This is a genomic window from Arthrobacter sp. BE255 (genome assembly GCF_031457335.1).
Taxonomy (GTDB): domain Bacteria; phylum Actinomycetota; class Actinomycetes; order Actinomycetales; family Micrococcaceae; genus Arthrobacter.
Genome location: NZ_JAVDWK010000003.1, coordinates 479,669 through 503,532, shown reverse-complemented (window position 1 = coordinate 503,532; position 23,864 = coordinate 479,669). Strand labels below are relative to the sequence as shown.

The 23,864-nt window shown below is 68.8% G+C and carries 16 protein-coding genes; 12 read left to right on the top strand and 4 right to left on the bottom strand.

What is annotated here, in order from left to right:
* Positions 1-7 precede the first annotated feature (7 nt).
* Positions 8-835, bottom strand: a complete 828-nt coding sequence (locus tag J2X42_RS08610; protein WP_310164220.1) for a DNA/RNA non-specific endonuclease — start codon at positions 833-835, stop codon at positions 8-10.
* Positions 836-1,013: 178 nt separating this feature from the next.
* Here J2X42_RS08610 and J2X42_RS08605 point away from each other — a divergent pair, with 178 nt between their 5' ends.
* Entirely contained in the window at positions 1,014-1,754 is a 741-nt protein-coding gene (locus J2X42_RS08605) for a BTAD domain-containing putative transcriptional regulator (protein ID WP_310164217.1), read from the top strand.
* On the opposite strand, the gene J2X42_RS08600 is transcribed toward J2X42_RS08605, so the two are convergent.
* Positions 1,748-1,996 (bottom strand): hypothetical protein, encoded by a 249-nt coding sequence (locus J2X42_RS08600; protein ID WP_310164214.1) that lies wholly within the window; start codon positions 1,994-1,996, stop codon positions 1,748-1,750. The two genes, J2X42_RS08605 and J2X42_RS08600, sit on opposite strands and share 7 nt — an antisense overlap.
* 131 nt (positions 1,997-2,127) lie before the next feature.
* On the bottom strand, positions 2,128-3,156 hold the full coding sequence (locus J2X42_RS08595) for a M12 family metallopeptidase (RefSeq protein ID WP_310164210.1): 1,029 nt from the start codon (positions 3,154-3,156) through the stop codon (positions 2,128-2,130).
* Positions 3,157-3,333: 177 nt separating this feature from the next.
* Here J2X42_RS08595 and J2X42_RS08590 point away from each other — a divergent pair, with 177 nt between their 5' ends.
* The 9 genes from J2X42_RS08590 (at position 3,334) to J2X42_RS08550 (ending at position 21,102) form a co-directional block, all read left to right on the top strand.
* Positions 3,334-4,917, top strand: a complete 1,584-nt coding sequence (locus tag J2X42_RS08590) for an alpha/beta fold hydrolase (RefSeq protein WP_310164206.1) — start codon at positions 3,334-3,336, stop codon at positions 4,915-4,917.
* Positions 4,917-8,174 carry a hypothetical protein gene (locus J2X42_RS08585; protein ID WP_310164204.1) on the top strand — a complete coding sequence of 1,086 codons (3,258 nt, stop codon included), beginning with the start codon at positions 4,917-4,919 and terminating at the stop codon, positions 8,172-8,174. Before J2X42_RS08590 ends, J2X42_RS08585 begins: the two co-directional genes overlap by 1 nt.
* Positions 8,175-8,188: 14 nt before the next feature.
* On the top strand, positions 8,189-13,084 hold the full coding sequence (locus tag J2X42_RS08580) for a hypothetical protein (RefSeq protein WP_310164201.1): 4,896 nt from the start codon (positions 8,189-8,191) through the stop codon (positions 13,082-13,084).
* A gap of 168 nt (positions 13,085-13,252) precedes the next feature.
* A complete protein-coding gene (locus tag J2X42_RS08575; protein WP_310164198.1) occupies positions 13,253-14,665 on the top strand; it encodes an FAD-linked oxidase C-terminal domain-containing protein in 1,413 nt (470 codons plus the stop codon).
* 60 nt (positions 14,666-14,725) lie between these two features.
* Positions 14,726-16,369, top strand: a complete 1,644-nt coding sequence (locus tag J2X42_RS08570; RefSeq protein WP_310164196.1) for an ABC transporter substrate-binding protein — start codon at positions 14,726-14,728, stop codon at positions 16,367-16,369.
* Positions 16,366-17,319 (top strand): ABC transporter permease, encoded by a 954-nt coding sequence (locus J2X42_RS08565; RefSeq protein WP_310164193.1) that lies wholly within the window; start codon positions 16,366-16,368, stop codon positions 17,317-17,319. The genes J2X42_RS08570 and J2X42_RS08565 overlap by 4 nt, the downstream gene beginning before the upstream one ends.
* Entirely contained in the window at positions 17,316-18,167 is an 852-nt protein-coding gene (locus tag J2X42_RS08560; protein ID WP_310164190.1) for an ABC transporter permease, read from the top strand. The genes J2X42_RS08565 and J2X42_RS08560 overlap by 4 nt, the downstream gene beginning before the upstream one ends.
* Positions 18,168-18,172: 5 nt before the next feature.
* Positions 18,173-19,885, top strand: coding sequence for an ABC transporter ATP-binding protein (locus tag J2X42_RS08555; protein ID WP_310164187.1), 1,713 nt, complete (start codon positions 18,173-18,175; stop codon positions 19,883-19,885).
* Complete coding sequence (locus J2X42_RS08550; protein ID WP_310164184.1) at positions 19,882-21,102, top strand: PLP-dependent aminotransferase family protein; 1,221 nt, start codon at positions 19,882-19,884, stop codon at positions 21,100-21,102. The genes J2X42_RS08555 and J2X42_RS08550 overlap by 4 nt, the downstream gene beginning before the upstream one ends.
* Before the next feature lie 62 nt (positions 21,103-21,164).
* Here J2X42_RS08550 and J2X42_RS08545 read toward each other — a convergent pair whose 3' ends face one another.
* Positions 21,165-21,638 carry an NUDIX domain-containing protein gene (locus tag J2X42_RS08545; RefSeq protein ID WP_310164179.1) on the bottom strand — a complete coding sequence of 158 codons (474 nt, stop codon included), beginning with the start codon at positions 21,636-21,638 and terminating at the stop codon, positions 21,165-21,167.
* A gap of 147 nt (positions 21,639-21,785) precedes the next feature.
* Here J2X42_RS08545 and J2X42_RS08540 point away from each other — a divergent pair, with 147 nt between their 5' ends.
* A complete protein-coding gene (locus J2X42_RS08540; RefSeq protein ID WP_310164176.1) occupies positions 21,786-23,261 on the top strand; it encodes an APC family permease in 1,476 nt (491 codons plus the stop codon).
* Between the two features lie 83 nt (positions 23,262-23,344).
* The gene (locus tag J2X42_RS08535) at positions 23,345-23,860 is read left to right on the top strand and encodes a toxin-antitoxin system HicB family antitoxin (protein ID WP_310164173.1); all 516 of its coding nucleotides are present in this window, start codon (positions 23,345-23,347) and stop codon (positions 23,858-23,860) included.
* The last annotated feature ends 4 nt before the right edge of the window (positions 23,861-23,864 follow it).

Sequence of the window (23,864 nt, the reverse complement as noted above, 5' to 3'; positions counted from 1 at the left end):
GCGGGGCTCACCACTGGATATCGGCCGGGGAGCTGAGGGGCTCACGGTCGCCGGGCGCGGGGAGCGGCTCGAAAGCATCCGCGCCCCGCAGCGCGTCTGCAAACTGCAGCCCGGTCCGTGCCTCCAGCTCTGCAGTGCTGACCTGGAAGGCCCGGAACTCATCCAGGTCCAGCGCCTCGAACGGGTTAAGGTTCTGGGTCAGCAGGAAGGCGTCGCTCTTGAACACGCCCTGCTCCACATAGGCAAGGATTTTCCAGTACTCCCGCGGCAGCCGGACTCCCCGGTATTCGCGGTCATTGTCCTGGAAGACGGGCCCGCCAAAAACGCTGATCTTCAGATCCTGCACGTCGACGTCGGCGAAGACCGCTTCCTCGAGCTGCCCCCAGACTCCGTTTTTGCTGCTTTGGTTGAAGTCGTCCATGTGCGGGGCGATGTTGGTGAAGAAGAACGAGTCGTTGTTGGCGCTCTCCGCCTCGGGCAGGTCGCCCCAGACAAGGTCGGCGCGCCGGGCGAGGTGTCCGCGGTCCAGCCGGTTGCCGCTGTAGAGCTCGTCGCCGTTCTGGAACGGTGCCGGGATCCGGGGATCCTTGACGAAGGAGATGCCCTTGCGGCTGACCCTCTTGAGGTTGCCGCCGTCAATATTCCAGGCCACCCACCGCGCGAACCGCCGCGACTTGCTCACGGCAAGCGAGAAGTGGGTGTACGGGATGATGACGGAACCGTTGAGCTGGACGGTGTCGTCCTGAAGCGCGTCGCCGATCGCCGGCGGTCCCAGACGTTCACCGAGGAAGTCGGGAGAATATCCGGCGCCGTGGAGTTCCTGGTTCTGGCCCATGCTTCGGACATTAGCCCGGGGCCGTTATCCGGGCGTTACGGCCCCCACAGCGGATCGGTTGAAGCGGCTCCCGCATACGACACGGGCAGAATGTCATTGACATGCCACGTCAAACTGCGGATCGTCATTGCTACATAAGTTCCAGCTCATCAGACCCAGACTGAATTGGGGGGAACCCATGGGCGAAGACGGCTATGGCCATTTTCAGTTGCGCCTGCTTCAAACCTGGCAACTCAGCCGTGATGCCGACGTCGTGCATGTCGCGGCCCGGCAGCAGCGGCTGATTACTGCCCTGGCGATTACCGGCCCCCGCCCGCGGAGCTTCCTCGTGGGCCTCCTGTGGCCGGACAAGGCCGAGGCACGCGCCCTGGAGAGCCTGCGCGTCAGCGTGCACCTGGTGTCCCGGCAGCTGCCGGGCCTTCTGGTCAATGACGGCGCCGTGCTGTCGCTGAACGGCCAGGTGGACGTGGACCTCCACCGCGTCCGGGCGGGGATCCGGGCGTTGGGCCAATCCGGGCTTAACGGAAACGTTGCCTCCTGCCTGGCCCTGCTCCGGGACGCCGAACTGCTCCCGGGCTGGTACGAGGACTGGGTGCTGTTTGAACAGGGCAGGCTGAGCCAGGAGCGGCTCCACGCGTTTAACATCATCGCCCGTGAATCCCTGGCCCGCGGTGATTATGAGACTGCCCTGGAAGCATCCCAGGCTGCCCTGGAGGTGGAGCCCCTCTACGAAAGCGCCGTGGCACTGCTGATCCAGTCCGAAAGCCGGCAAGGCAATGCCGTCGCCGCGCTGCGTGCCTTCGGGAAGTACCGGACGAAGTTGCAGGAGGAGATGGGCCTGACGCCGTCGGACGCCATCCTCCGCCTCGTCAACGAGGTCCGGGAGAGCCAGTCGTCACGGCCTGGCGACGCCTACTGATTGTCGGTTCCCGGCCGGGAGAGGAGCCAGTGGCGCACCACAGCCAGGACCTCTTCAGGATCCGCGGTCGTGACCGTTGTTTGCCCGGCCTCCGGAAGCTGGGACGTGACCCTGGCACGGAAGCCGTGCACGTGGTCCGGTTCCCACCACGTGCGGATGACCAGGGTGCCCTGGGTCTGGGACGGCGCGCCGGAATCGGTGCCGTCGCCGGCGCTTCCTGGCTGACCGTCCCCGTGTGCCATGGCATTCCACCTTTTGTCCCAGCCGGTTGCCTCTGCTGGCTTGCACCCCGGCTGCCTTGATGGTCCAGTACGAGAATCAGGAATCAGCGTGGTTAGGCATAAGGTTTGCTCAAGATTGGGCCTTGCCGCTGCTACCAGTACATAACGGCTGTCTGGCCCGATTCGCCCGCCCAGTACAGGCGGACCCGCACCACATAGTTGCGGCCCTGGAAGAGTTTCGCGGTGACGCGGGAGTTCCGGTCCTCGCCGCTGTCGTCGTCGCCGGCCACAAAGCGCAGCTCGCCGTTGATCTCCTCGAAGAGCACCATAACGGTATCTGACGTGCCAAAAGTGGCGATCTCGTATTTGCGCGAGGCCTGCGGCTGGATGGAGAAGTCCGCCTGGCCGCCCGGGGACAGCGACAGCGGAACCGACTGGAACGGCAGGAGGACGGGCACAGTGGGCTCCAGGGTCGGGAAGAACCTGCGCACCCACTCCTTGTCGGCGTCGGACAGCCCGCCGGGCGGGTTGAGGCCGGTCTTGAACCGCGCAGGCTCCGTGATCAGCCCCGCGGGGAACCAGTACTCCATCACCGAATCCGGATCCCAGGGGGACCCTTCCACTTCGCTGACGTCGATCTTGCGCAGGACGTTGTGCAGCGTCTGCTCGGGCGTCCAGTGGTTGGGGGCGCCGGTGAAGTAGGCATATACCTTGGGCTCGTCCCAGACGATGCCGGCGAACGGGTTCTGGTGCTCGTGCGGCATGCCCAGGGTGTGGCCGATCTCGTGCAGGGCCGTGGTCCGGCCGTAGTCATCGGTCAGGTCCCAGCCGAAGTTCATGGTGGGCTCGTTGGCGCTGATGCTCAGGACGTCGCGTCCCACGTAGGACCACGAGCCGTCCGCCTGGTCAAAGGCGATCCGCACTTCGGATTCGCTGCGGTCCGCCACCTCCGTGAAAACCAGGCCGATCCCCAGGTCCTTCCACTCCTTGAAGGCTTTCCGCACCGCTTCCTTCTGCGGCGCAGGGCCGTCATCGAACCAATAGTGCAGCACCGTGCCGTTGACCCATTTCAGCCGCAGCAGGCGTATAAGGCGGTCCCTGGCGGGGGAGAGGTCCGGCCGGAGCAGCGGCCTTGTTTGCGGCCGGACGTCACAGTGCGGCTGGGGGACGGTCTTGGTCATGGCGTGCTCCTTCGGTGCGGCGGCTCCTTGACCCAGTAGAGCGGCCGAGCCGTTACTGCTGCGTTATCAGCGGCAGTAACACCGCAGTAACGCCGAGGGTGCTCTACTTCCCGCACAAGTGCGCCCCTGGTCCCTTGTGGGTGCGGGGGCGCCCAGTTACTGAAAGAGGGCTGCGAGATGGGCAATCCCGGCGACGACGGCAGGCTCCCGGTTATCTACGTCCGCGGGTTCGCTGGCAACGGCTCCGCGATCAACAGTGCGGTGGATGACCCGTTCTACGGTTTCAGCCAGGGATCGGTGCACGTCCGGGCCGACAGCAGCGGCCGGGCGAAGTTCCATCAGTTCGAGTCGCCGATGCTGCGCCTGATCACCGACCACAAATACGAGGTTCCCGTGCACGGCGACCAGTGGGCGTACCTCCAGAGCGTCGACGCCGGCTCGGTGAATGCGGCGTCGGTCTGGATCCACCGGTTCTATGACGACGCCGCCGCAACGTTCTCGGAGGATCCGGAGAATTTCTCCTTCGAACGGGCGGCCGCGGATCTGTTCGACCTCATCAAGCTGGTCCTGGAGAAGACCGGAGCGCCCAAGGTCTTCCTCGTGGCCCATTCCATGGGCGGCCTGATCTGCCGTTCGCTCCTGCAGCGCGTCATCCCTGAACAGCTGGCCGCGGCCGGCGGTGCGATCGACCCGGCCGCCGGCGCCAACTACGTGGCCCGGGTGTTCACCTATGCCACCCCGCACGGCGGGATCAGCTTCGCGGTCGGGTTTGGCCTGCTGGAGCGCATCCGCGACGCCACCGGGTTCCAGGGCGCGGACATCTTCGGGCCGGACCGTATGTATGAATACCTCACCGCGCCGGCACTGCGGGGCCAACGGACCCGCGAGGACTTCAGCGGAACCAGCATGCCCGACGACGGGTTCCCGGTGGATGAGCTGTTCTGCCTGGTGGGGTCCAACCCCGAGGACTATGACGTGGCTTTCGGCCTGTCGTCAAAGGCGGTGGGGGCCCGCAGCGACGGCCTGGTGCAGATCGAAAACGCTGCCGTCCGGGGTGCGCCCCTGGCCGTGGTGCACCGCAGCCACAGCGGCCGCTACGGCATCGTCAACTCCGAAGAGGGATACCAGAACCTGCAGCGGTTCCTCTTCGGCGACCTCAAGATCGAGGTCGAGCTGACGGGGTTCACCGTAGGCCGCGACGCCCCCAGCGACATCGAGTTCCAGCTCGACGTGGGCCTGGCGATCCGCGGGCTGCCCGTGCTGGTCCACGAACAGAGCGCCGCCCACTTCTGCCCCGTCCAGATTGAGCACTGGAAGGAAGGGAACCCGATAGATACTCCCGTGCCGCTGCTGACCACCTTCCTGTCCTCCCATGCGCCCCGGCCGCGGGTCGCCGGCAAGGAGGTGCCCCGGCTGCGGCATGCGCTCAAGCTGCGGCTCATGTCCATCAAGGAACGGCAGGGGAGGTTCTTCTTCGACGACCACATGGAGCAGACCGAGGACTGGATGGATGCCCTGCTGGTGGACATCGAACCGCCCGGCCCCGACGGCGGGCTGCCCCGGGCCTGGGCCGCCTGGACGAGCACGGTTCCCTCAGCCATCAGGGACTGGAACCCCGAAGACAAGGACTTCATCGCAGACACGGAAGCCACGCCCAGGTTCTGGCGCGGGCGCATCGGCGTTCCCGAGTTCTCCCGGGAACTGCTGGGCGCGAACGCCGGCATCCGGCTGACTGTCACGCCCCGGACGGTGTCCGTCTGATGGCGCCACGGGGTGAAGATCCACCAGTCGACGTCCGCCTGCTGCGCACGCATGACCTCATCGACCTGCGGCTCGAGGCGCCGGGCTGCACCATCGAGCCCACCGACGGCGGCGCGGAACTGGTTGCGGGTCCGGACGCGTCCCTGATAGTGCATTTCCCGCCCCAGCACGTGGGGGAGGAAGTCTGGCAGGCCGGCGCTCCGCCGCCCCCTCCCGCGCAGCCGCCCCGGCCGTCGGGCCACGTCGCGGCCGGTCCGAGCCGCCTCGTCTACGAGGTCCCCGAAGGTACCCGCATCCCGTACACGCTGGAAAAGGTGCTGGAGGCCCTCCGGGGCCTCACCCTGCGGGTCTCACCGAACGCGACGCCGGCCGGGGAGGCCGGGTACCGCGGCATCCACAAGCCCGGAGACCTGGAGACGGCCATCGAGGCCCCCTACCGCCTCATCGTCTCGCCCAGCAGGCTCGGCGCCTTTCGGCACTCCACCACGCCCTTGGGCCCGGCCGGCCGCGCCGAACTGTGGCGCACGCACCTGACGGTCCGCACGGACACCGGAACGGACGACGGCGACGCGGACCAGCGCATCGTCCGCGCCCTCTGGACCCGCGACAGCGAGCTGCCGGCGCCGGGTTTCGACCAGCCGCTCATCCCGTTCGACCGCACCGCGATCGTTGACCAGACCAGTGGCGGGGACCCGGCCAACGCCAACACGCCGCTGCTGGTCAGCAACCTGTCGCTCTCCAGCCTGGGCGCGTGGTTCGACTGGAAGCAGTCGTGGGAGTTCCCCTCGAACATCGTCGACTACCGCCACCAGGCGTTTATGGGCCGCGACGGGTACGTCCGGGTGGCCTATCCCGGGATCCTCTTCCCGTTCGGGCACCGCTGCTTCCTGGTGAAGATCACCGAGCGCGAGATCAAGCACCGCGACCGGCCAGTCGCCTACCTGTGGCAGCGGTGGTTCATCATCGTGCGCCAGCCGACGCGCACCTATCGACCCGCAGACAGGGACAACCCGTTTGGCCAGGTCACGGTCAGTCCGCTGGTCACGCCGGACATCGACAAGCCGCCCGGGGACCAGCAGCCGTTTGTGCCCACCCGCAACGGAGTTCCGTTCCCGTTTACGCTGACCACTGTTGACCGCGGCGGCCGGACATGCAGCTGGGCGGCGCCGCTGGTGTTCGTCCAGGCCGGGAGGGACGGACCGCAGACCTTCATCTTCCACGCCGAGGTTGCGTCCCCACGGTACTTCCCGGTGCGGCAGATCCAGGGGCGCGGCCAGGCGCTCGCGGTTGCCCCGCCGGTGAAGGCCGGGGATACCTCGGTGGACGTCGCGCACCTTGTCTTCGACGGGGAGATCGACCAGGCGAACGTCACGTCGCGGCCGTTCCTGACCGAAGCGCGTGCCGTGGTGCCCTCGATGCGGCACCTGGCCCCGCAGGCGCCGGCGGTCGACCTTGTCTTCGCCAAGCCCTACCTCGCCGACGGCCTGCCCGCACGGGGCCCTGACGACAAACCGGTGCCAGGGACGCCTAACGCCGGGGAGCTGGTCCTCGCCCTGAAAAGCCCGCCCGCCGCCGTCGATTTCACCACCGGTTCCGACCGGGCAGGCGGCTTCATCGCGCCCAACCTGTCCGTCCGGGGGATCTCCCGCGCCCTCGGCGCGATCGGCGAAAGCGGCAACGCGCCCTCGCCGTTCGACGCCGGCACGTTCGATCCGGCGTCGTTCCTGTCCGGTGCCATGCCCAAGCTGTTCGGCCTCTTCAGCCTGCTGGACCTGCTCAAGGTGGCCGACTTCGACGAGGCCCCGGCTTTTGTTTCCGACGCCCTGGACGCCGTGACCAGGCTGCTCACCGAGGCACAGCGCCTACGGAATGCGCTGGACGACGCCGGCACCCGTCTGGCCAGCGAAGTCACGGACGCAACCCACGACGGCGCGCGGGCCGTCGCCCGGCGCGCCAAGGACCGGCTCGACGCGCGGACCGCGGCGCTGGAAGCGCGCCTCGACGCGCTCATCACCGCCGTCCGGGGCCTGCCGGGAAACCCGGACGCCGTCAGCACTGCCGCCGTCACCCTCGCCGGGGAACTGCAGCCACTGCTGGACGCCATTGGTGTGCCGGGGGTTCCCGCCGCCGTCCGGTCGGCCCTCGAAAAGCCGGTGCAGGCGCTGAAGACCCTCACCGGACTCGCCAAGGACGCCGCCGGCCTGGCGCAGCTGCTGCAGGGGGCAGCCGGCGGACAGGTCACCGCCCAGCTGCGCTGGCGCCCGGCGATCAAGCCCTGGGGCCTGCCGGGAGTCCCCAACATCTTCCAGCCCAAGGACGAACACGCCCTGCACGTGGACGTCGAGGTGCGGGCATCGGCGAGCACGCCACCAGCGGTGGACATCGTGGCGGAGATCGTCGACTTCGACCTGAACCTGATCGGCGACGGCGCCTCGGGCCTGATGAAGCTGATGTTCCGGCGGATCGGGTTCCACGCCGGCTCCGCCGGCAAACCCGAGGTGGACGTGGTGTTCGGGGGCATCGGCTTCCTCGGGCCGCTGTCATTCGTTGACCGGCTGCGCGAACTCATCCCGTTCGACGGGTTCTCCGACCCGCCCTACGTGGACGTGGCCCCGTCCGGAGTGACAGCCGGCTTCGACCTGACGCTGCCGAACGTGTCCGTCGGGGTGTTCAGCCTCGAGAACATCTCGCTCGGCGCCGACGCCCGGGTCCCGTTCCTCGGCGACGCGCTGACGGTGGGCTTCAACTTCTGCTCCAAGGACGCACCGTTCCGGCTCACCGTGATGTGCATCGGCGGCGGCGGGTGGCTGGTGCTGCGGGCGTCGCCGAAGGGCCTGGTTCTTCTGGAACTGGGACTCGAGGCGTGCGCCTGCCTGTCGGTGGACCTGGGCGTGGCGTCCGGATCGGTGTCCATCGCCGTCGGCGTCTACCTCCGGCTTGAGGCGGACAAGGGCCTGCTCGCCGCGTATTTCCGGATCCGCGGGGAGGTGGACGTGCTGGGGCTGATCAGTGCGTCGATCACCCTTGAGCTGTCGCTGGTCTACCACTTCGAGACCGGCAAGCTGATTGGCCGGGCCTCGCTGGTGGTCGAGGTGGAAGTGCTGTTCTTCTCCGCCTCCGTGGAGATCTCCGTTGAGCGCAAGCTCGCCGGCTCGAAGGGGGACCCCACGATGTACCAGGTGATGCCGCCCGGCGCGGACGGCATGAACGCGGACTGGGCCGAGTACTGCGGCGCGTTCGCTCCCGTGCCGGCCTAAGGCAGGAGTAACCAATGCCCACTACTGTCCTGGCCACCGCACTGCCGTACTCGCTGGCCGACGACGCGCCGTTCCACCTGACCGTTTTCATCACCCACAAGCTGACGGGCGGCGGTGCCCTGCTGTCCGGATATCCAGCGGCCGCGGATTGGCCGGGCACTCTGGCGGGCTGCACGCTGACCCTGACCACCTCGGTGGATCCGGGCACGGCGTTGCCGCTGCGGGTGGTGTCCACCGCGGACGCCGGCGCCTGGGCCGCCGTCCTGCCGCCCGCCACCCCCGTTGCCACGTTCCCCGCCCCCGTGCTGTCCGGCGAAACCTGGCGCACCAATCCCGCAAGCCGGATGAGCGACCACGCCGTGGACCTGCACCTGGCAGCCATCACCGCCGCGCCGGCGCTCAGGCCAGGACTGGCATCGGACCCGGTGGCGGGCGGCCTGCTGGAGACGCTGGCCAACCTTGACGAGCGGGGCGCCTTGCGGCGGTTGCTCCGGGACGCCCCGGCCCGGGCCCGCCGCGCGCTGCAGGTCCCCGCGCAGCGTCTCCGGGATGCCCTGGCCACCATCGGCCCGCTCACAGACCCTGAGGATGCGGACCCCGAACGCGGCCACGGCGGCAAACTCCCGCCGCTGCCGCCCTACCAGTCGGAGACCGCCGACCAGCCCTCACCCGTGCAGGCGCTGCTGGATGACCCCGAGGCCGACCTCCGGATCACCAAACGCCTCGACAGGCTCATCGGGCGGGACCTCTCGGCCAACCCGCAGCTGCAGCTGATGGTGGACGCCCACGCGATGCGGCGGTACTACGAACGGCCGGAACAGCCGCAGCAGGAACCACGGACCGTGCCGGATCCGGACGCATCGCCCACGCCGCGTCCGGACCGGCCGCAGCACGATTTCCATGCCAAGGCGGCGTCCTTCGGTTCGACGCCCGCGCTGCTGCGCCGGCTCGGCCTCGCCATCGATGTGGTGCTCGACGGTGTGGACGCCGCCGGTGCGCGGGCCGCCCTGGCTGGTGCCACCTGGGTGAGTGTCGCCATTTCGACGCCGGACGCCGACGTCGAGGTGCTCCCGCCACGGCGCACGTCGGTGCTGGTGGACGGCCCGGTGTTCGCGGCCAGGTCCAGCAATGCCTGGGTGGGTGGGGCGCTGCCGCTGGGCGATGACGACTGGGTGGTGCTCGACGCCGACCCTGACGCGTCCGGACTCAAACTGGACCAGCATGTCCGCAACCTCGCCCGCCAGTACGCGGGCGAGGCCAACGGCGACCCCGCCACGTCCGCGCCCGGCACACTCCGCGCCACCGGTTTCGCCCTCGCACGCCGCAACCGGGCCGCGCAGTTGCGGGCCCGTGTGCAGCAGGCCGAGCAGCTGGCCGCGGACGACGGCCGCGAGCTGCTCCTGGACGACCTCGTCCGCGGCATCCGCGTGGAGGTCTGGGACGACGCCACGAAGCAGTGGCACAGCCTGCACCGCCGCCGCGTCACGGTGACCGGGCAGCCGGCGGACGTGCCTGTCCTGGCGGACGCGGCCGACGTCGGATTCCTCCAGCTCTCCGCCCTCAACCGGGCCCCGGGTGACACCACCAACGGGTACTACCTCCACGAGGTGGTGGCAGGCTGGGACGGCTGGAGCCTGTCCGCCCCGCGGCCCGGGCTGACCATCGTGCACGTGGAGCCCCCCGGGCCCGACGGCGCCACGGAAGCCGTCGTCGAAAGCCCGCCGGACGTGCCACTCGACGGGGCCCACGTCACCACCAGGGTTGAACCGGGGTCGCTTCCGCGGCTGCGGTACGGCACGTCCTACAGCTTCCGGGTGCTCGCCGTGGACCTGGCCGGCAACTCCGTGCCCCAGGTGGCGCCGCAGCACCGGATGCCGCCGGCTGCTCCCGGCGAGGCAGCTTTTGCCGCCGCCCGTACCCACCTCGACCGGCTGCGGACTTCCTACCGTGCGCGCGACCACGCCGGGGTGGCGGCGCACCGCCGCGACGCCGTCGTCGAACATTTGCGCAGCGCAGGGCAGGCATCCGGGGGAGCCGCACCGGACAACGCCCTGCCCGCGGAGCTCTTGTCCGGCGACCCGGACATCGATGCCACACTGGCGGCCCTGGTCGCCCGGGCGTCAGCGCCCGAGGGGGCTGCGCCGGCGCAGCGCATGCTCGAGGACGTTGCGGCGGCATCGCGCATCCTCGCGGAATCCCATGACACGCTCCGTGTCCGGCCGCAGCTGCGCGTCGACCCTGCCGACTTTGCCCGACTGGCGCGGAACGATGACCTGCAGCTCCCCGAGGAGCTTAGGCTGGCCGCCCGGCCCGCCGTCACCACCCCGCGGCCCTACCTGCGGTGGGAACCGGTTCCGGCGCCGGCCCTCGTGGCCCGCCAAGCGCTGGGAACGGGGGAACAGCCGGCCCATCTGGTGGTCCGCAGCGGCCTGCCGGCGCGAGAGGGTCTTCCGGGCGGGGACCCGGATGCGCGGCCCGCCGCCGAGCGGCACCTCGCCCCGCCGAAGGCCACCCAGCTCGAGGCCGAGGCCGCCGGATACTTCGACGCCGCCATCGGCACGGGCGACGCCGCCGAGATCCGCCGGCTCTACGCGGTGGCCCTGGCCGAACGGGGGACCCTGCTGGACCAGTTCGTGCCCAGCCTCACCGACGCACGGGCGACGGACGAGCAAACCGGAATCGCCCTGGTGGACCGGCCCGGGGCGGACACGGGGTCGGCGCACCGGGCCACCCTGGCGGACATCACTGCCGAGCGTGGCCGGCCCATCGGTGAAGGCCAGTACGTGGTGCACCACACTGACGCCCTTCGGTTGCCGTACCTGCCTGACCCGTTTGCCACCGGCGTGTCGCTGGTGTTCTACGAGGCGGGCGCGCCGCATGGCCTCCGCGAACCCCGCGCGCTGCAGTCCGTCACCGTTCCGTACCCGGGATCGTGGCCCTCGCTGCAGCCGCTGCGGCTCGTCCTGGAACCCGGCGACACGCTGGCCGCCCGCGTCGACGGCCACGCGGTCCACGTGTCCGTCCCGCCGGGAGAGCAGGTGCGCGTTGCTCTTTCCAGCACCCTGGACCCGGCATCGCTGGACAAATTCGGGCTGTGGCGGTCGCACCTTGCCAGCGTCGCCACCCCCGAGGACGGCTACACCACCGACGAGGTGGTGGCAGCGGCCGCCCTCATGCGTGCGGCGTCCTCGGGCTGGACCTGGTGGCTGACCCCGTCGACGGACCTGCGGCTGGTCCATGCCGTTCCCGCGCCGGTCCGGCCACCGGAACTTCGCGCACTCGAGGTGTTCCTGCGCCCGCCCGGCCGGGCGGTCGCGGCACTCACCGGACTGGTGGACGTGCACGGACCCAGCACCGACACCCTGTTCGTGCGCGCCCGGTGGACCGAAACCGTCGACGACCCCGCCGCCCCGGGGCCCCAGACCGTGTCCAGGTCCGACGTCGTGGTCCGTTCCGCCGTCGCCGAAGCCGAACGTACCGGGGTGCTGTTCCTGTACGACTTCCTGCCGACCGGCCCGCTGGCAAAGGCACTCGGAAACATCGGCTTCCACCGCCTGCTGCAGACCTTCGAGGACACCCACTACCGGCGCGTCACCTATGTCCCCTCCGGCGCCACCCGGTACCCGGAGTACTTCACCCACCTGCCTGACCCGGAGGATCCTGCCCTCGCAGGCAGTCCGGTGGAGCTCGTCATTCCCTCGTCTGCACGTCCCGCCGCGCCCCTTGTGCTCGAAGCCGTGCCGCTGCTGCGCTGGGAGGCGGCGCCGGAACCGGCCGACCCCTTCGCCTGGCGGCAGGTGCGCCGCTCCGGAGTCCGCATCTGGCTCGCGCGCCCGTGGTTCTCGTCCGGCGACGGGGAATTGCTCGGGGTGCTCGTCTTCGATCCCGATGAATGGGTGCAGCAGCCGGATGGTTCCTGGGCCCGCCGGCCCAAGGCCCGGCAGGCCCCCGACGGCGCCACCAGCCTGTGGGCAGCGGACCCGATCGTCCAGCATGGGGGCAGCACGTCCTCGCCCACCGTGCCGCCGCTGCTCAGTGTCGACCAGCTCATGCTCGACCTGGTGGAAACGGGCGCAGCCGAGGGCGTTGGCATAGCCCCTCCGCTCGGCGGGAGGCCACCGGGCGGGCGGGACCGCGGCTGGCCCGACTCGCCCGGGAATCCCGTGGCAGTCGCCGCGTCCGTGCCGCTGCGGGACGTCCGCGGCCGTCCGTCGGTGCGGGTCCTGGGCTACCGGCCGGAGTACGACCAGGCAACAGGCCGCTGGTTCGTCGACGTCGCCCTCCAGGAGACGTCCGCCCTGTGGCCCTTCGTGCGCCTGGCGGTTGCCCGTTACCAGCCCCACTCGATCCCCGGCTGCGAACTCTCCCCGGTGGCGCTGACCAGCTGGGTGCAGCCGCTGCCCGCCCGGACCCTGACGGTCAGCCGGCCGGACGCAGGGCATGTGCAGGTGACACTGACCGGCGTCGTCAGCTGGCTCCGCTGGGATCCGCACGGCGCACCGGGCCTTGCGGGGGAACAGCTCAGCGCCGACAGCCCCACCGGTGAGGCCGCCACCAGGGCATCCCGGCTGCAGCAGTCCCGGACGGTCCGTGCATCGGTGCAAAGCCGGGCTGCCGGTGCAGGGGACCTGGAATGGCAGACCGTGTCCAGCTGGCTGCTGCTGGCTGTCAGCGTGGAAGAAAACGGCGGGTTCCGGGCCACCTGGTCAGGGGCCATCAACCTGCCCCCGGGAGGGGGAACGCCGGCTGGGGAGGCGGCAGGAATCCCGGGCCTGCGCCAGCCGGGGCGCCCGGACCCGCTGTGGCGTGTGCTGGTCGAGGAGCATGAACTGCTCGACGCCGACCCCGCCCCGGGTGAGCGGAGCGCCCGTGTGCCGCGCCTCGTCTACGCGGACAGTGTGGGGCTGTAGGCCCGCCTTAACCTGGCGACGTAATTCGATGAAGAAATGCGTTGCGGTTATGTCGCTTTATGAACGTATTTGTTGAACCGAGAATTGGCATTACTCCAAATTGAGATTTGTGTGAATGTGCGTCAGGGGAAGTTGGAGGTTTATTCCCGCCGCGAATACTTTTCCAAGGTGACAACAACACAGACCGAAGCCGCGACCCGCGCTGTCGAAAAACTCGTCCTTGATCTCGCCGAAAAGCACCCCGAAATCGAGGTGTGGCGCGCGTCAGCCCTGACAAACCACTACCTCCATGACGCGGCGACGGCGAAGACAGCTGTACCGTCACAGGCCGGTCCCGCCGTCGCCTTCCCCGCCACTGCGGAGCAGGTCCAGGCCGTGGTGCGTGCCGCCGCCGCCCACGGTGTAACGGTGGTGCCCCGCGGCGCGGGTTCCGGACTCTCCGGCGGCGCCAGCGCCCACCCGGACCAGCTGGTCCTGTCGACGGAGCGGCTCAACCGCATTATTGAAGTTTCGCCGCTGGACGGCGTCGCCGTCGTCGAACCGGGCGTCATCAACGCGGACCTGAACGCACACCTTGAACCCTCCGGACTGTTCTACGCACCGGACCCCGCAAGTTTCGAAATCTCCTCCATCGGCGGAAACATCGCCACCAACGCCGGCGGGCTGCGGTGCGCCAAGTACGGCGTGACCCGGGAATCCGTCCTGGCCCTCGACGTCGTCCTCGCCGACGGCAGCCTCATCAGCGTCGGCCACCGTTCCATCAAAGGAGTCACCGGCCTGGACCTGGTCTCCCTGTTTGTCGGATCGGAGGGCATCCTGGGCATCGTCGTGAGGGCCACGGTCCGCCTGCACCCGATCCCGGTGGCACGCCGGACACTCACGGCGTTTTTCGACAGCACCGCCGACGGCGCGGCAGGCCTCTCCGCCATCACCCTGTCACCTGTCCGGCCCGCCGCGATCGAGTTTTTCGACACCCCCACGCTGGTGAACATCGACGAACACTCCGCTTCCGGCCTGCGGGAACGGGGCGCCGCGTTGATCCTGGTTGAGCTCGACGGCTACGGCATCGACGAGCAGGCGGCCGACCTCACCGCCGCCCTGACCCGCAGCGGCGGGCGGGTCACCGTTGAATCGGACAGTGAGGGAGTCCGCCTGTGGGGACTCCGCCGCCACGGCCGCGGCCTGCCCCGGGACCAGTGGTTCATCGGCGAGGACATCGCCGTGCCGAAGTCAGGGCTTCCCAAAGTCTACGAAGCCTTCCCCGCACTGGAGGCGCGCTACGGCGTCAGAATCTCGGCAGTCTCGCACGCAGGAGACGGCAACCTTCATCCCCTGATCACCTTGGACAGGGGGCCCGACGGCGACCCGGCCCGCCCGCCTGCCCCGCTGCAGGAAGCGGCAACGGAGCTGGTCCGTGTGGCGCTGGCCCTGGGCGGGACGGTCACCGGCGAGCACGGCGTGGGCACCATCAAGCGCGACTGGGCGGCCCTTGAACTATCGGAGCGGAACCGCCAGGCCCAGCACGCCGTCAAAGCCGCCCTCGATCCCCGCCAGCTGCTTAACCCCGGCAAGGCCATCTAGCACTTTTCGCCTGCACCCCCTCGGGCAGCATCCCCTCATCTTTCGTCAAGGAGAATTCCCATGTACTCACCCGAAATCCGGCGCCGCGCCTTCCTCACCGGCGTCAGCGCCGTCACCCTCACCGCCCTGCTCACCGCGTGTGGCGGCACGGCAACGTCCAGTACCGCCAACCCGGGCACCCCTGTCGACGGCGGCAACATCACCTTCCTGATCCAGGGCTACGACACCGGCTGGGTGTCCAGCAAAACGTCGATCTCCAGCTACGAGGGCAACCTCTGGGGCCAGATCACCGACAAGCTCGTCTACGTCGACGAGAAGGGCGCGCTCAGCCCCTGGATCGCCGAAAGCTGGGAGGAACTCAACGGTGCCAGGGAGTTCGTGCTGCACCTGAAGAAGGGCGTGACATTCTCGGACGGGACCCCGCTCGACGCAGCCGCCGTGGTGGCGAACCTCAACGCGTGGGCGAAGGGCGACCCGGCCCGGGGCGTGAGCAAGGTGGGTCTCTTCCCGTCCAGCAATTTTGCGGGCGCCGAGGCCACTGATGACAGCACGGTCAAGGTGTCCTTCTCCTCACCGGCACTGGGCTTCATTGCAACCCTTGGCTATCACGGCTGCATCCTGCTCTCGCCCACGACGCTCGCGCTCCCGGTCGAGGCGCAGGCCGACCTGAGCCAGGAAATCGGCAGCGGCCCGTTCAAGGTCAAGTCCTGGAAGCAGGGCGACAGCTACGTGCTGGAGAAGCGCGGGGACTACAACTGGGGCCCGGCAGCCCTGGGCCACACCGGCCCGGCCCGCCTGGACACCATCACCTACAAGGTCATCAAGGACACTTCCGTCCGCACCTCAACGGTCGCTTCGGGACAGGCGGAGGTGGCGTTCAACGTCGAGCCCCAGGAAATCGAGTCCCTGAAGGAACAGGGCTTCACGGTGGGCACGCCCCGCTACCTCGGGTTCGTCGACGGTTTCCAGGTCAACACCCAGGCCTTCCCCACCAACGAACTCCCCGTCCGGCAGGCGATCCAGCACGGCATCGACCGCGAGGAAATCCGGAAGACGGTCTACACCGACGACTGGGACGCCGCCACCACGTTCATCCAGGGCAACGTCCCCGAAGCCGGCGACTACAGCAGCTCCTTTGCCTACGAACCCGACCGCGCCAGGAAACTCCTCGCGGACGCCGGCTGGAAGGAAGGGCCGGAGGGCTACCGGACCAGGGACGGCAAGACCCTTGAGTTCACGCTGTCACCGAACCCCTACGTGCCGTCCACCGCGGCCGAGGATGAGCTCATCGCCCAGCAGCTCAAGCGCATCGGCGTCAAAGTGAATCTGAAGGTTGTGGACGTGGCCGGCTACTCAGCCATCCAGGCCAGCCGGCCGCCGTTGTTCCAGACCTCGCGGAGCTTCGTCGACGTCGGGACGGTGGCCGGGGTGCTCACCAGCCAGAACAACGGCGAAAACTGGTTCAACCTTGGCACCAGCGACCAGAAGCTCAACGCCCTGTCCACCGCCATCGCCAGCGCATCTGACCGGGATTCCCGGGAGAAGATCGCCGGCGAACTCCAGCAGTACGTGCTCGAGCAGGGCTACTTCATCCCGCTCAACCAGCTGGTGCAGCGCCTCTACCTCATCTCGCCCAAGGTCCAGGGCGTGAGCTACAACGGCCTGGCGTACGCCAACTTCTACACCGCCTGGCTCGCGGAATGACCAGCCAGTACAAACGGTACGCCCTCACCCGGGCGGCCCAGGCCATCGCGGTGGTCCTGCTGGCGTACGTGCTGACGTTCCTGGTCATCAGCGTGCTTCCGGGCGACTCGATCACCAATTCCCTGCGCGATCCGCAGCACGGCCTGAGCGAGGAGGAGATCCAGCGGATCGTCGCCTTCTACGGCCTGGACAAGCCGGTGCTGGTGCAGCTTGCGCTGTCCCTGGGGCGATTCCTGACAGGCGAACTCGGGTTCTCCCTGCAGTCCAACCTGCCGGTGGCCCAGCTGATCGGCGACGCGCTGCCCTCCACCCTGGGGCTTGCAGCGAGCGCGCTCGTCATCGCCGTCGTTCTGGCTGTGGCCATTGCCTACGGCGCCCACTACCTGCCCGGAAAGTGGGCGGCCGTCCTGCGCTCCATCCCGGCATTCTTCCTGTCGGTGCCGAATTTCGTCATCGGACTGGTGCTGATCGAACTGTTCGCCTTCCGGCTGCACTCCTTCACCACTACCGATCCCAACAGCGCGGCGGCCACGCTCTTTGCGGCCATCACCCTGGCAATTCCGGTCTCCGCCCCGCTGGCCGAGGTGCTCATCGCCGGCCTGGACCATGAATCCAGGCAGGACTACGCCCTGGTGGCCCGGTCCAGGGGGCTGACCGAGGCGTCCCTGTTTGTCCGGCACCTGGTGAAGCCCTCGGCCCTTCCCACGGTGACCATGGTGGCCCTGATCGTGGGCGAACTCCTCGGCGGCGCCGTCATCACCGAAACGATCTTCGGCAGGGACGGACTCGGCACCGTGGTGCAAAAGGCCGTCACCGGCGAGGACCAGCCGGTCCTGCAGGCGGCGGTGGCACTGTCAGCCATCGTCTTCGTGGCGGTAAACCTGATCGCGGACCTCGTCTCGCCGCTGGTGGATCCCCGGGTCAAAGTCCGGACGGAGGTGCACGCATGAGCAGCGAACTGTCCCTCGCGTCCCTGCGCAGCGCCGGCACGGCCACGCGGCGGGCGGCCGCCGGTGTGCCGCCCACGGTGCTGCTGTCCTTCCTGGCGGTGCTGGTTGTTGTCCTGTGGTCGCTGCTGCCCGGACTCTTCACGTCCTACAGCCCCGTCGTTGGCGACACCGCAGCCAAGCTCGATGCCCCCAGCGCCGCACACTGGTTCGGCACTGACTACCTCGGCCGTGACCTGTACACCCGGGTGGTCCACGGCACGGCTTCCTCGGTGTCCAGTGCCCTGGTTGCCGTCCTCATCGGCCTGGTCGCCGGAAGCGCCATCGGCCTGGCCAGCGGCTTCCGCGGCGGCTGGCTGGACACCGTCCTGGGACGCTTCGTGGACGTCCTCCTCGCCATCCCGGGCTTCCTCCTGGCCGTGGTGATCGTCAGCTCGCTCGGCTTCCAGACCATCAACGCCGCCATTGCCACCGGCGTGACGGCCGTTGCGGTGTTTGCCCGGCTGATGCGCGCCGAAGTGGTGCGGGTCCGCAGCGCCGCTTTCGTCGAGGCGTCCTACCTTGAGGGCGGCTCCCGGCTCCACGTGCTGCTGAGGCACATCCTGCCGAATGCCTACCGGTCAGTCCTGGTACTGGCCGTCCTGCAGTTCGGGACATCGATCCTGGTCATCGCCTCGCTGGCGTTCCTCGGCTACGGCGACCCGCCGCCGGCGTCGGACTGGGGCCTGCTGGTGGCCTCGGGCAAGACCTACCCGACGGCGCCGTGGCTGGTCTACGCCCCGGCCCTGGTCATCGTCATCACGGTGCTCTCCGTCAACCGGATCAGCCGCTGGCTGCGGAAGGTCAAGTGAACGCCATGACCCTGCAATGGAAGGACAACGACGTGCCAGGAACGAACGACGCCGGAACGCTGCTCAGTGTGGCCGGCCTCTCCGTGGCCTACGGCCGCAACAGTGTGGTGAACGACGTCGGGTTCACCCTGGGCCGCGGCGGAAGCCTGGCGCTCATCGGGGAATCGGGCTCGGGGAAATCGACCATTGCCAAGGCCGTCCTCCGCCTCCTGCCCCACGAGCTGGCAACCGTCAACGGCAGCGTGCACCTTGACGGACGCGACGTCCTCGCCCTGCCGGAGAAGGAATTCAGGCCGCTGCGTGGCCGCTCGCTCGGCTACATCCCGCAGGACCCGGGCTCTGCACTGAACCCGGTGCGGACCATCGGGTCGCAGGCACAGGAGGCCGCCGCGCTGCTTGGCCCCGGCGACGCCGATGCCCGGCGGTCCCGCATCCTTGACGTCTTCAGGGAGGTCGGGCTGCCGGACCCGGCCCGCGTCTACGACTCGTATCCGCACCAGCTCTCGGGCGGGATGCTTCAGCGCGTCCTGATCGGGTTGACGGTGCTGCCGCGTCCGGCGCTGATTGTCGCGGACGAGCCGACCTCGGCCCTGGATGTGACCGTCCAGAAACTGATCCTGGACATGCTTTCCGATTTCCGCTGGGAGCTGGACATCAGCCTGCTCCTGATCACGCATGACCTGGCCATCGCCGCCGAACGGGCGGATTCCCTGGTGGTGCTGAAGAACGGGGCGGTGCAGGAGGGCGGCCCATCGCGGCAGGTGTTCGCTTCGCCGGCGACGGAGTACGCCCGGAACCTGCATGCCGACGTTCCTGCCCTGAACCCGGACCGCTACCGGCACCACCGGCTGGCGTCCGCGCTGCAGCCGCAGGCCGCCGTCGAACCCCAGCTCCAGGCAGTACCCCAGATCCACGTGCAGGGCGTCTCCAAACGCTACTCCGCCGGCGGCAGGGACACCCTCGCCGTCGACGGGGTTTCCTTTACCGTGGAACGGGGGAGCACCCACGCCCTGGTGGGCGAATCCGGTTCAGGCAAGACCACGGCGGTACGCCTGCTGCTCGGCCTTGAACAGCCCGACGGCGGCCAGGTCACCGTCGGCGGCGACGCCGTCCACGGCCGTTCGCGGGACTCCCTCCGCTCGGTCCGCCGGCACCTCCAGCTTGTGTACCAGAACCCATTCACATCCCTGGACCCCACCTGGCGGGTCAGCAGGATTGTCGGGGAACCGCTGGACCAGTTCCGCGTCGGCGACAAGGCGGACCGCGCCGGGCGTGTCCGCGAAGCGCTGGAGTCGGTGGGCCTGACGGCGGAGTTCCTGTCCCGCCGGCCAGCCGATCTGTCCGGCGGCCAGCGCCAGCGCGTGGCCATCGCCCGCGCCCTGGTGATGCGCCCGGACGTGGTGGTCCTGGACGAACCGACGTCGGCCCTGGACGTGAGCGTGCAGGCCGGCATCCTCGAACTGCTCACCCGGCTGCAGGGAGAACTTGGCCTGACGTACCTGTTTGTCTCCCACGACCTGGCACTGGTCCGTCAGATCGCGGACACGGTGTCCGTGCTGCGGCGGGGCAAGGTGGTCGAAGACGGCCCGGTGGAGCAGATCTTCTCCCGGCCGCGCCACCCCTACACCCGGACGCTCCTGGATGCCATCCCGAGTGTCTCCTCCCCGGAACCGCACCGCACACCCGCGGCCCCCCAACTCTCGAAAGCGACACCATGACAACGAACCTGACCACCCGCCCCCTCGCATCCGCATCCACGCGCCGGCCCGCCCTGATCGCAGGACTCAGTGCCCCCAAGGGCTTCGGCGATGCGACGCTCCGCAACAAACGGCCCGACGCGATCGAACTCCTGGGCGGCATTCCCGATCCGGGCGTGCTGCCCACTGGGCAGCTCGCGGCGGCGACGTCCCGGGTCCTGTCCCGTCCCGGCGTCCCTGCCCTGCAGTACTCCCGCACCGAGGGCATCTCGCCCCTGCGGGAGTGGATCGCCGAACGCGAGGGTGTCGCCGTCGAACGTGTCCTGGTCACCAACGGTGGCTTCCACGGGCTTGCCCTGGCCATCCAGGCGGTAGTGGAGCGCGGCGACCTCGTGGCAGTGGACAACCCGATCTTCCCGCTGTTCCTGCGCGGACTGGAGCTGTCCGCAGCCCGCACCCTGCCTGTCCGGGTGGGGAACCACGGCCTGGACGTGGAGGACCTTGCGGACCGGCTTAGGGACGGCGCCCGCCCGTCGGCCCTCTACACGGTGCCGGACTTCCACAACCCCACGCAGGGCTCGCTGCCGGCCGGGGAACGCCGCGAACTTGTCAGGCTCGCCGAGCACTACGGCTTCATCATCCTGGCCGACAACCCGTACCGCGAACTCTGGTACTCCGCCCCGCCCGAGGGCGCGGACATCTTCAACAACTCGGACCACGTCATCCACATCAACACGTTCACCAAGACCCTCGGTCCCGGGCTCCGCCTGGGCTGGTCCGTCGTCCCGGAGCACCTGACGGGGGATATCGTGGCGCTGCGCAGCCGGCACGATTCACACACCTCCACGTTCGTCCAGGCCGTGGTCGGCGAACTGCTGACGTCAGAGCCGGGGCTGTTTGACGAGACCCTCAACCGGGCCCGGACGCTGTACCGCACCCGGGCCGAAACGCTGGTGTCCGCCCTGGAGCGCGAGGCGCCGGGAACGTTCGACGCCGTTGTCCCCGACGGCGGGCTGTTCCTGTGGCCGCGCCTGCGGGATGACGCCATCAAGGCCGACGTGCTCGCCGCAGACGCCAGCGCCGAAGGAGTCGAGTACCAGCAGGGCTCGTTCTTCCCGTCCGGCCCGGGCACCGACGCGGACCGCCACCTCCGCTTCGCCTACGGCCACGTGGACGGCGCACAGATCGAGGAGGCCGCGGCGCGCATCGGGCGGGCCGTGAAGAAGCAGGCCGGCTAGGCCGGCGGCCTTCGCTTCCGCGAGGCGGCACTTAACTGCAATGTTCGACGCCGGGATTGCGGCTAAGTGCCATCCCGGAGCTGCGCGATGAGCGCGTCGAGGATGGGCAGTTGTCCGCGCACCAGCCTGGTGCGGGCTACCGGCTCGGTGGCCCACTCGGCGCGGTCGATCTCGGGGAAGTCCCGGATTACGCCGGACCCCTTGGGCCATTCCAGCGGGAAGGTGTTGCTCACGATCTGCTCCGGCGCGAAATCCGACTCCGCCGCGAAGACGGTGATGACCTTGCCCGAGGGCTGTTTGAAGACCCCCAGCTCCCGGTAATCGGCGGCAGGGGCAGGAACGCCCATCTCCTCGGCGAACTCCCGCTGGGCGGCTGCCCACGGGTCCTCGTCCTCGCTGTACTCGCCTTTGGGCAGGGACCATGCCTGGGCTTCCTTGCGTGCCCAGAACGGGCCGCCCATGTGGGCGATCCAGACCTGTAGGGCCGACGCCGGGTCCCGGCGGTACAGCAGGATGCCGGCGCTGCGGACGGTCATGTTTGCTCCATCGGCCTAGGCTATACCGCTCCGCGGCGGCCCTGTTGCCAAAGTTGCCTGCGAGGTTCACAGTGAAGTAGGTCACATTGAGGCCGGGATCCGGCCGCGGCTCTCCCGGGAGCCGTGTACCCGCAGTGGAGGTCAGCCATGAGTCAGACTTCTGAGGAAGTATTCGACGCCACGCCCGAGGGCGACGGACCGGAACTGAAGCGGGTCCTCGGACCCAAGCTCCTCCTCCTCTTTATCGTCGGCGACATCCTCGGCGCCGGCGTCTACGCCGTGACGGGCACCATGGCCGGCACCGTAGGAGGCATCGTCTGGCTGCCGTTCCTGCTCGCGTTCGTCGTCGCGACGCTGACCGCGTTCTCCTACCTCGAACTGGTCACGCAGTACCCGCAGGCAGCCGGAGCGGCGCTCTATACGCACAAAGCCTTCGGCATCCACTTCGTCACGTTCCTGGTGGCTTTTGCCGTAGTCTGCTCCGGCATCACCAGCGCCTCCACCTCCGCGAATGTCCTCGCCCAGAACTTCTTCGGCGGCCTGGAGATCAACGGCTGGATGGACGTGCCCGCGCAAGGTGTGATCACCGCCGTCGCCATGGGCTTCATGCTGCTGCTGGCGGCCATCAACCTCCGCGGCGTGGGCGAGAGCGTGAAATTCAACGTAGTGCTGACCCTCGTCGAGATGACGGCCTTGTGCATCGTGATCGGCGTCGGCTTCTTCGTGATGGCGCAGGGCACCGGGAACGCGGGGGAAATCTTCGTCTTCAGCGACTACCAGGACAAGGGCCTGTTCCTGGCCGTCACAGCTGCCACCTCCATCGCGTTCTTCGCCATGGTCGGTTTCGAGGATTCCGTGAACATGGTGGAGGAGACCCAGCACCCGGAAAAGATCTTCCCCCGGACCATGCTCACCGGCCTCGGCGTGGCGGTGATCCTCTACATGCTCGTGGCCATCTCCGTGGTCAGCGTGCTGACGCCCACGGAACTTGAAGGGATCAGGGAAGCGGAGGGTGCCGCGCTGCTTGAGGTGGTCCACAAGGGCTCGCCGGACTTCCCGATCGACCGGATCTTCCCGTTCCTCGCGGTCTTCGCCGTCGCCAACACCGCGCTGATCAACATGCTGATGGCCAGCCGCCTGATCTATGGCATGGCCCGCCAGCACGTCCTGCCCAGGCCGCTCGGAAAAGTGCTGCCGGGGCGCCGCACCCCGTGGGCCGGGATCCTGTTCTCCACCGTCCTGGCGCTGGGCCTGATCTGGTATGTCACGTCCGACCCGAAGAGCAACATCGTGGCAAACCTCTCCGGCACCACCGCCTTCCTGCTGCTGTGCGTCTTCACCGTGGTCAACGTTGCCTGCGTGGTCCTGCGCGGCAAGCGGGACCCCAACCGCAAAGTGTTCTTCACCTCGCCAGGGCAGTTGCCGCTTCTCGCCGCATTGCTGTGTGCATTCCTCGCGGGACCGTGGGTTGGCCGGAACGTGATCCAGTACCAGATCGCCGGAGGCCTGATGGCCATCGGCGTGGTGCTGTGGTTCGTCACATGGCTGGTCAACAGGCGGACCAACGCCGGCCCGGGTGGCCCCGTCGGACTGCAGAACGCCGACAAGGGAGACAGGGGCTGACCGCCGGCCCCTGCTTTCACCGCTGCACCCGGCGACGTCGCGGAGGCATTGCCATGACGTCACTATGACGTCATACTGGTGTCATGGACCTGCAACAATATGTGATGTCCCTCCAGGAGCAGCTGCAGACGGCCTCTGCGGCCGGCGGCGAACCGGCCCGGGAACTTGCCGGCCGGCTGACGGCGCCGCTGGAAACCGCCACCCGGCTGGTTCTGCTGGAGGCGCTCTCCGCGGCTGCCAGCGAAATCACCCGGGAACTGGCGCCTGGTTCAGTGGACGTCCGGCTCCGCGGCCGCGATCCCGAGTTTGTGGTGACGCCCCCACCGGCGAGTACAGACTTCGACGGCGCTGCGGACAGCCTTGCGGTCACCCCGCCCCCCACACAGGACAGCGACGAAGGCCCGGCCGCCAGGTTCACGCTGCGGCTGCCCGAGCCGCTCAAGGTGCGCATCGAGGAAGCAGCGGCCAAGGAGAAAGTCTCGGTCAACGCCTGGCTCGTCCGCTCCGTCACCGCTTCGCTGGATGGCGCCGGCAAGGCACCAGGGGAGGCACGCCGCACGCCGTCCGGCGGACACAGCTTCACCGGGTGGGTCCGGTAGGGCC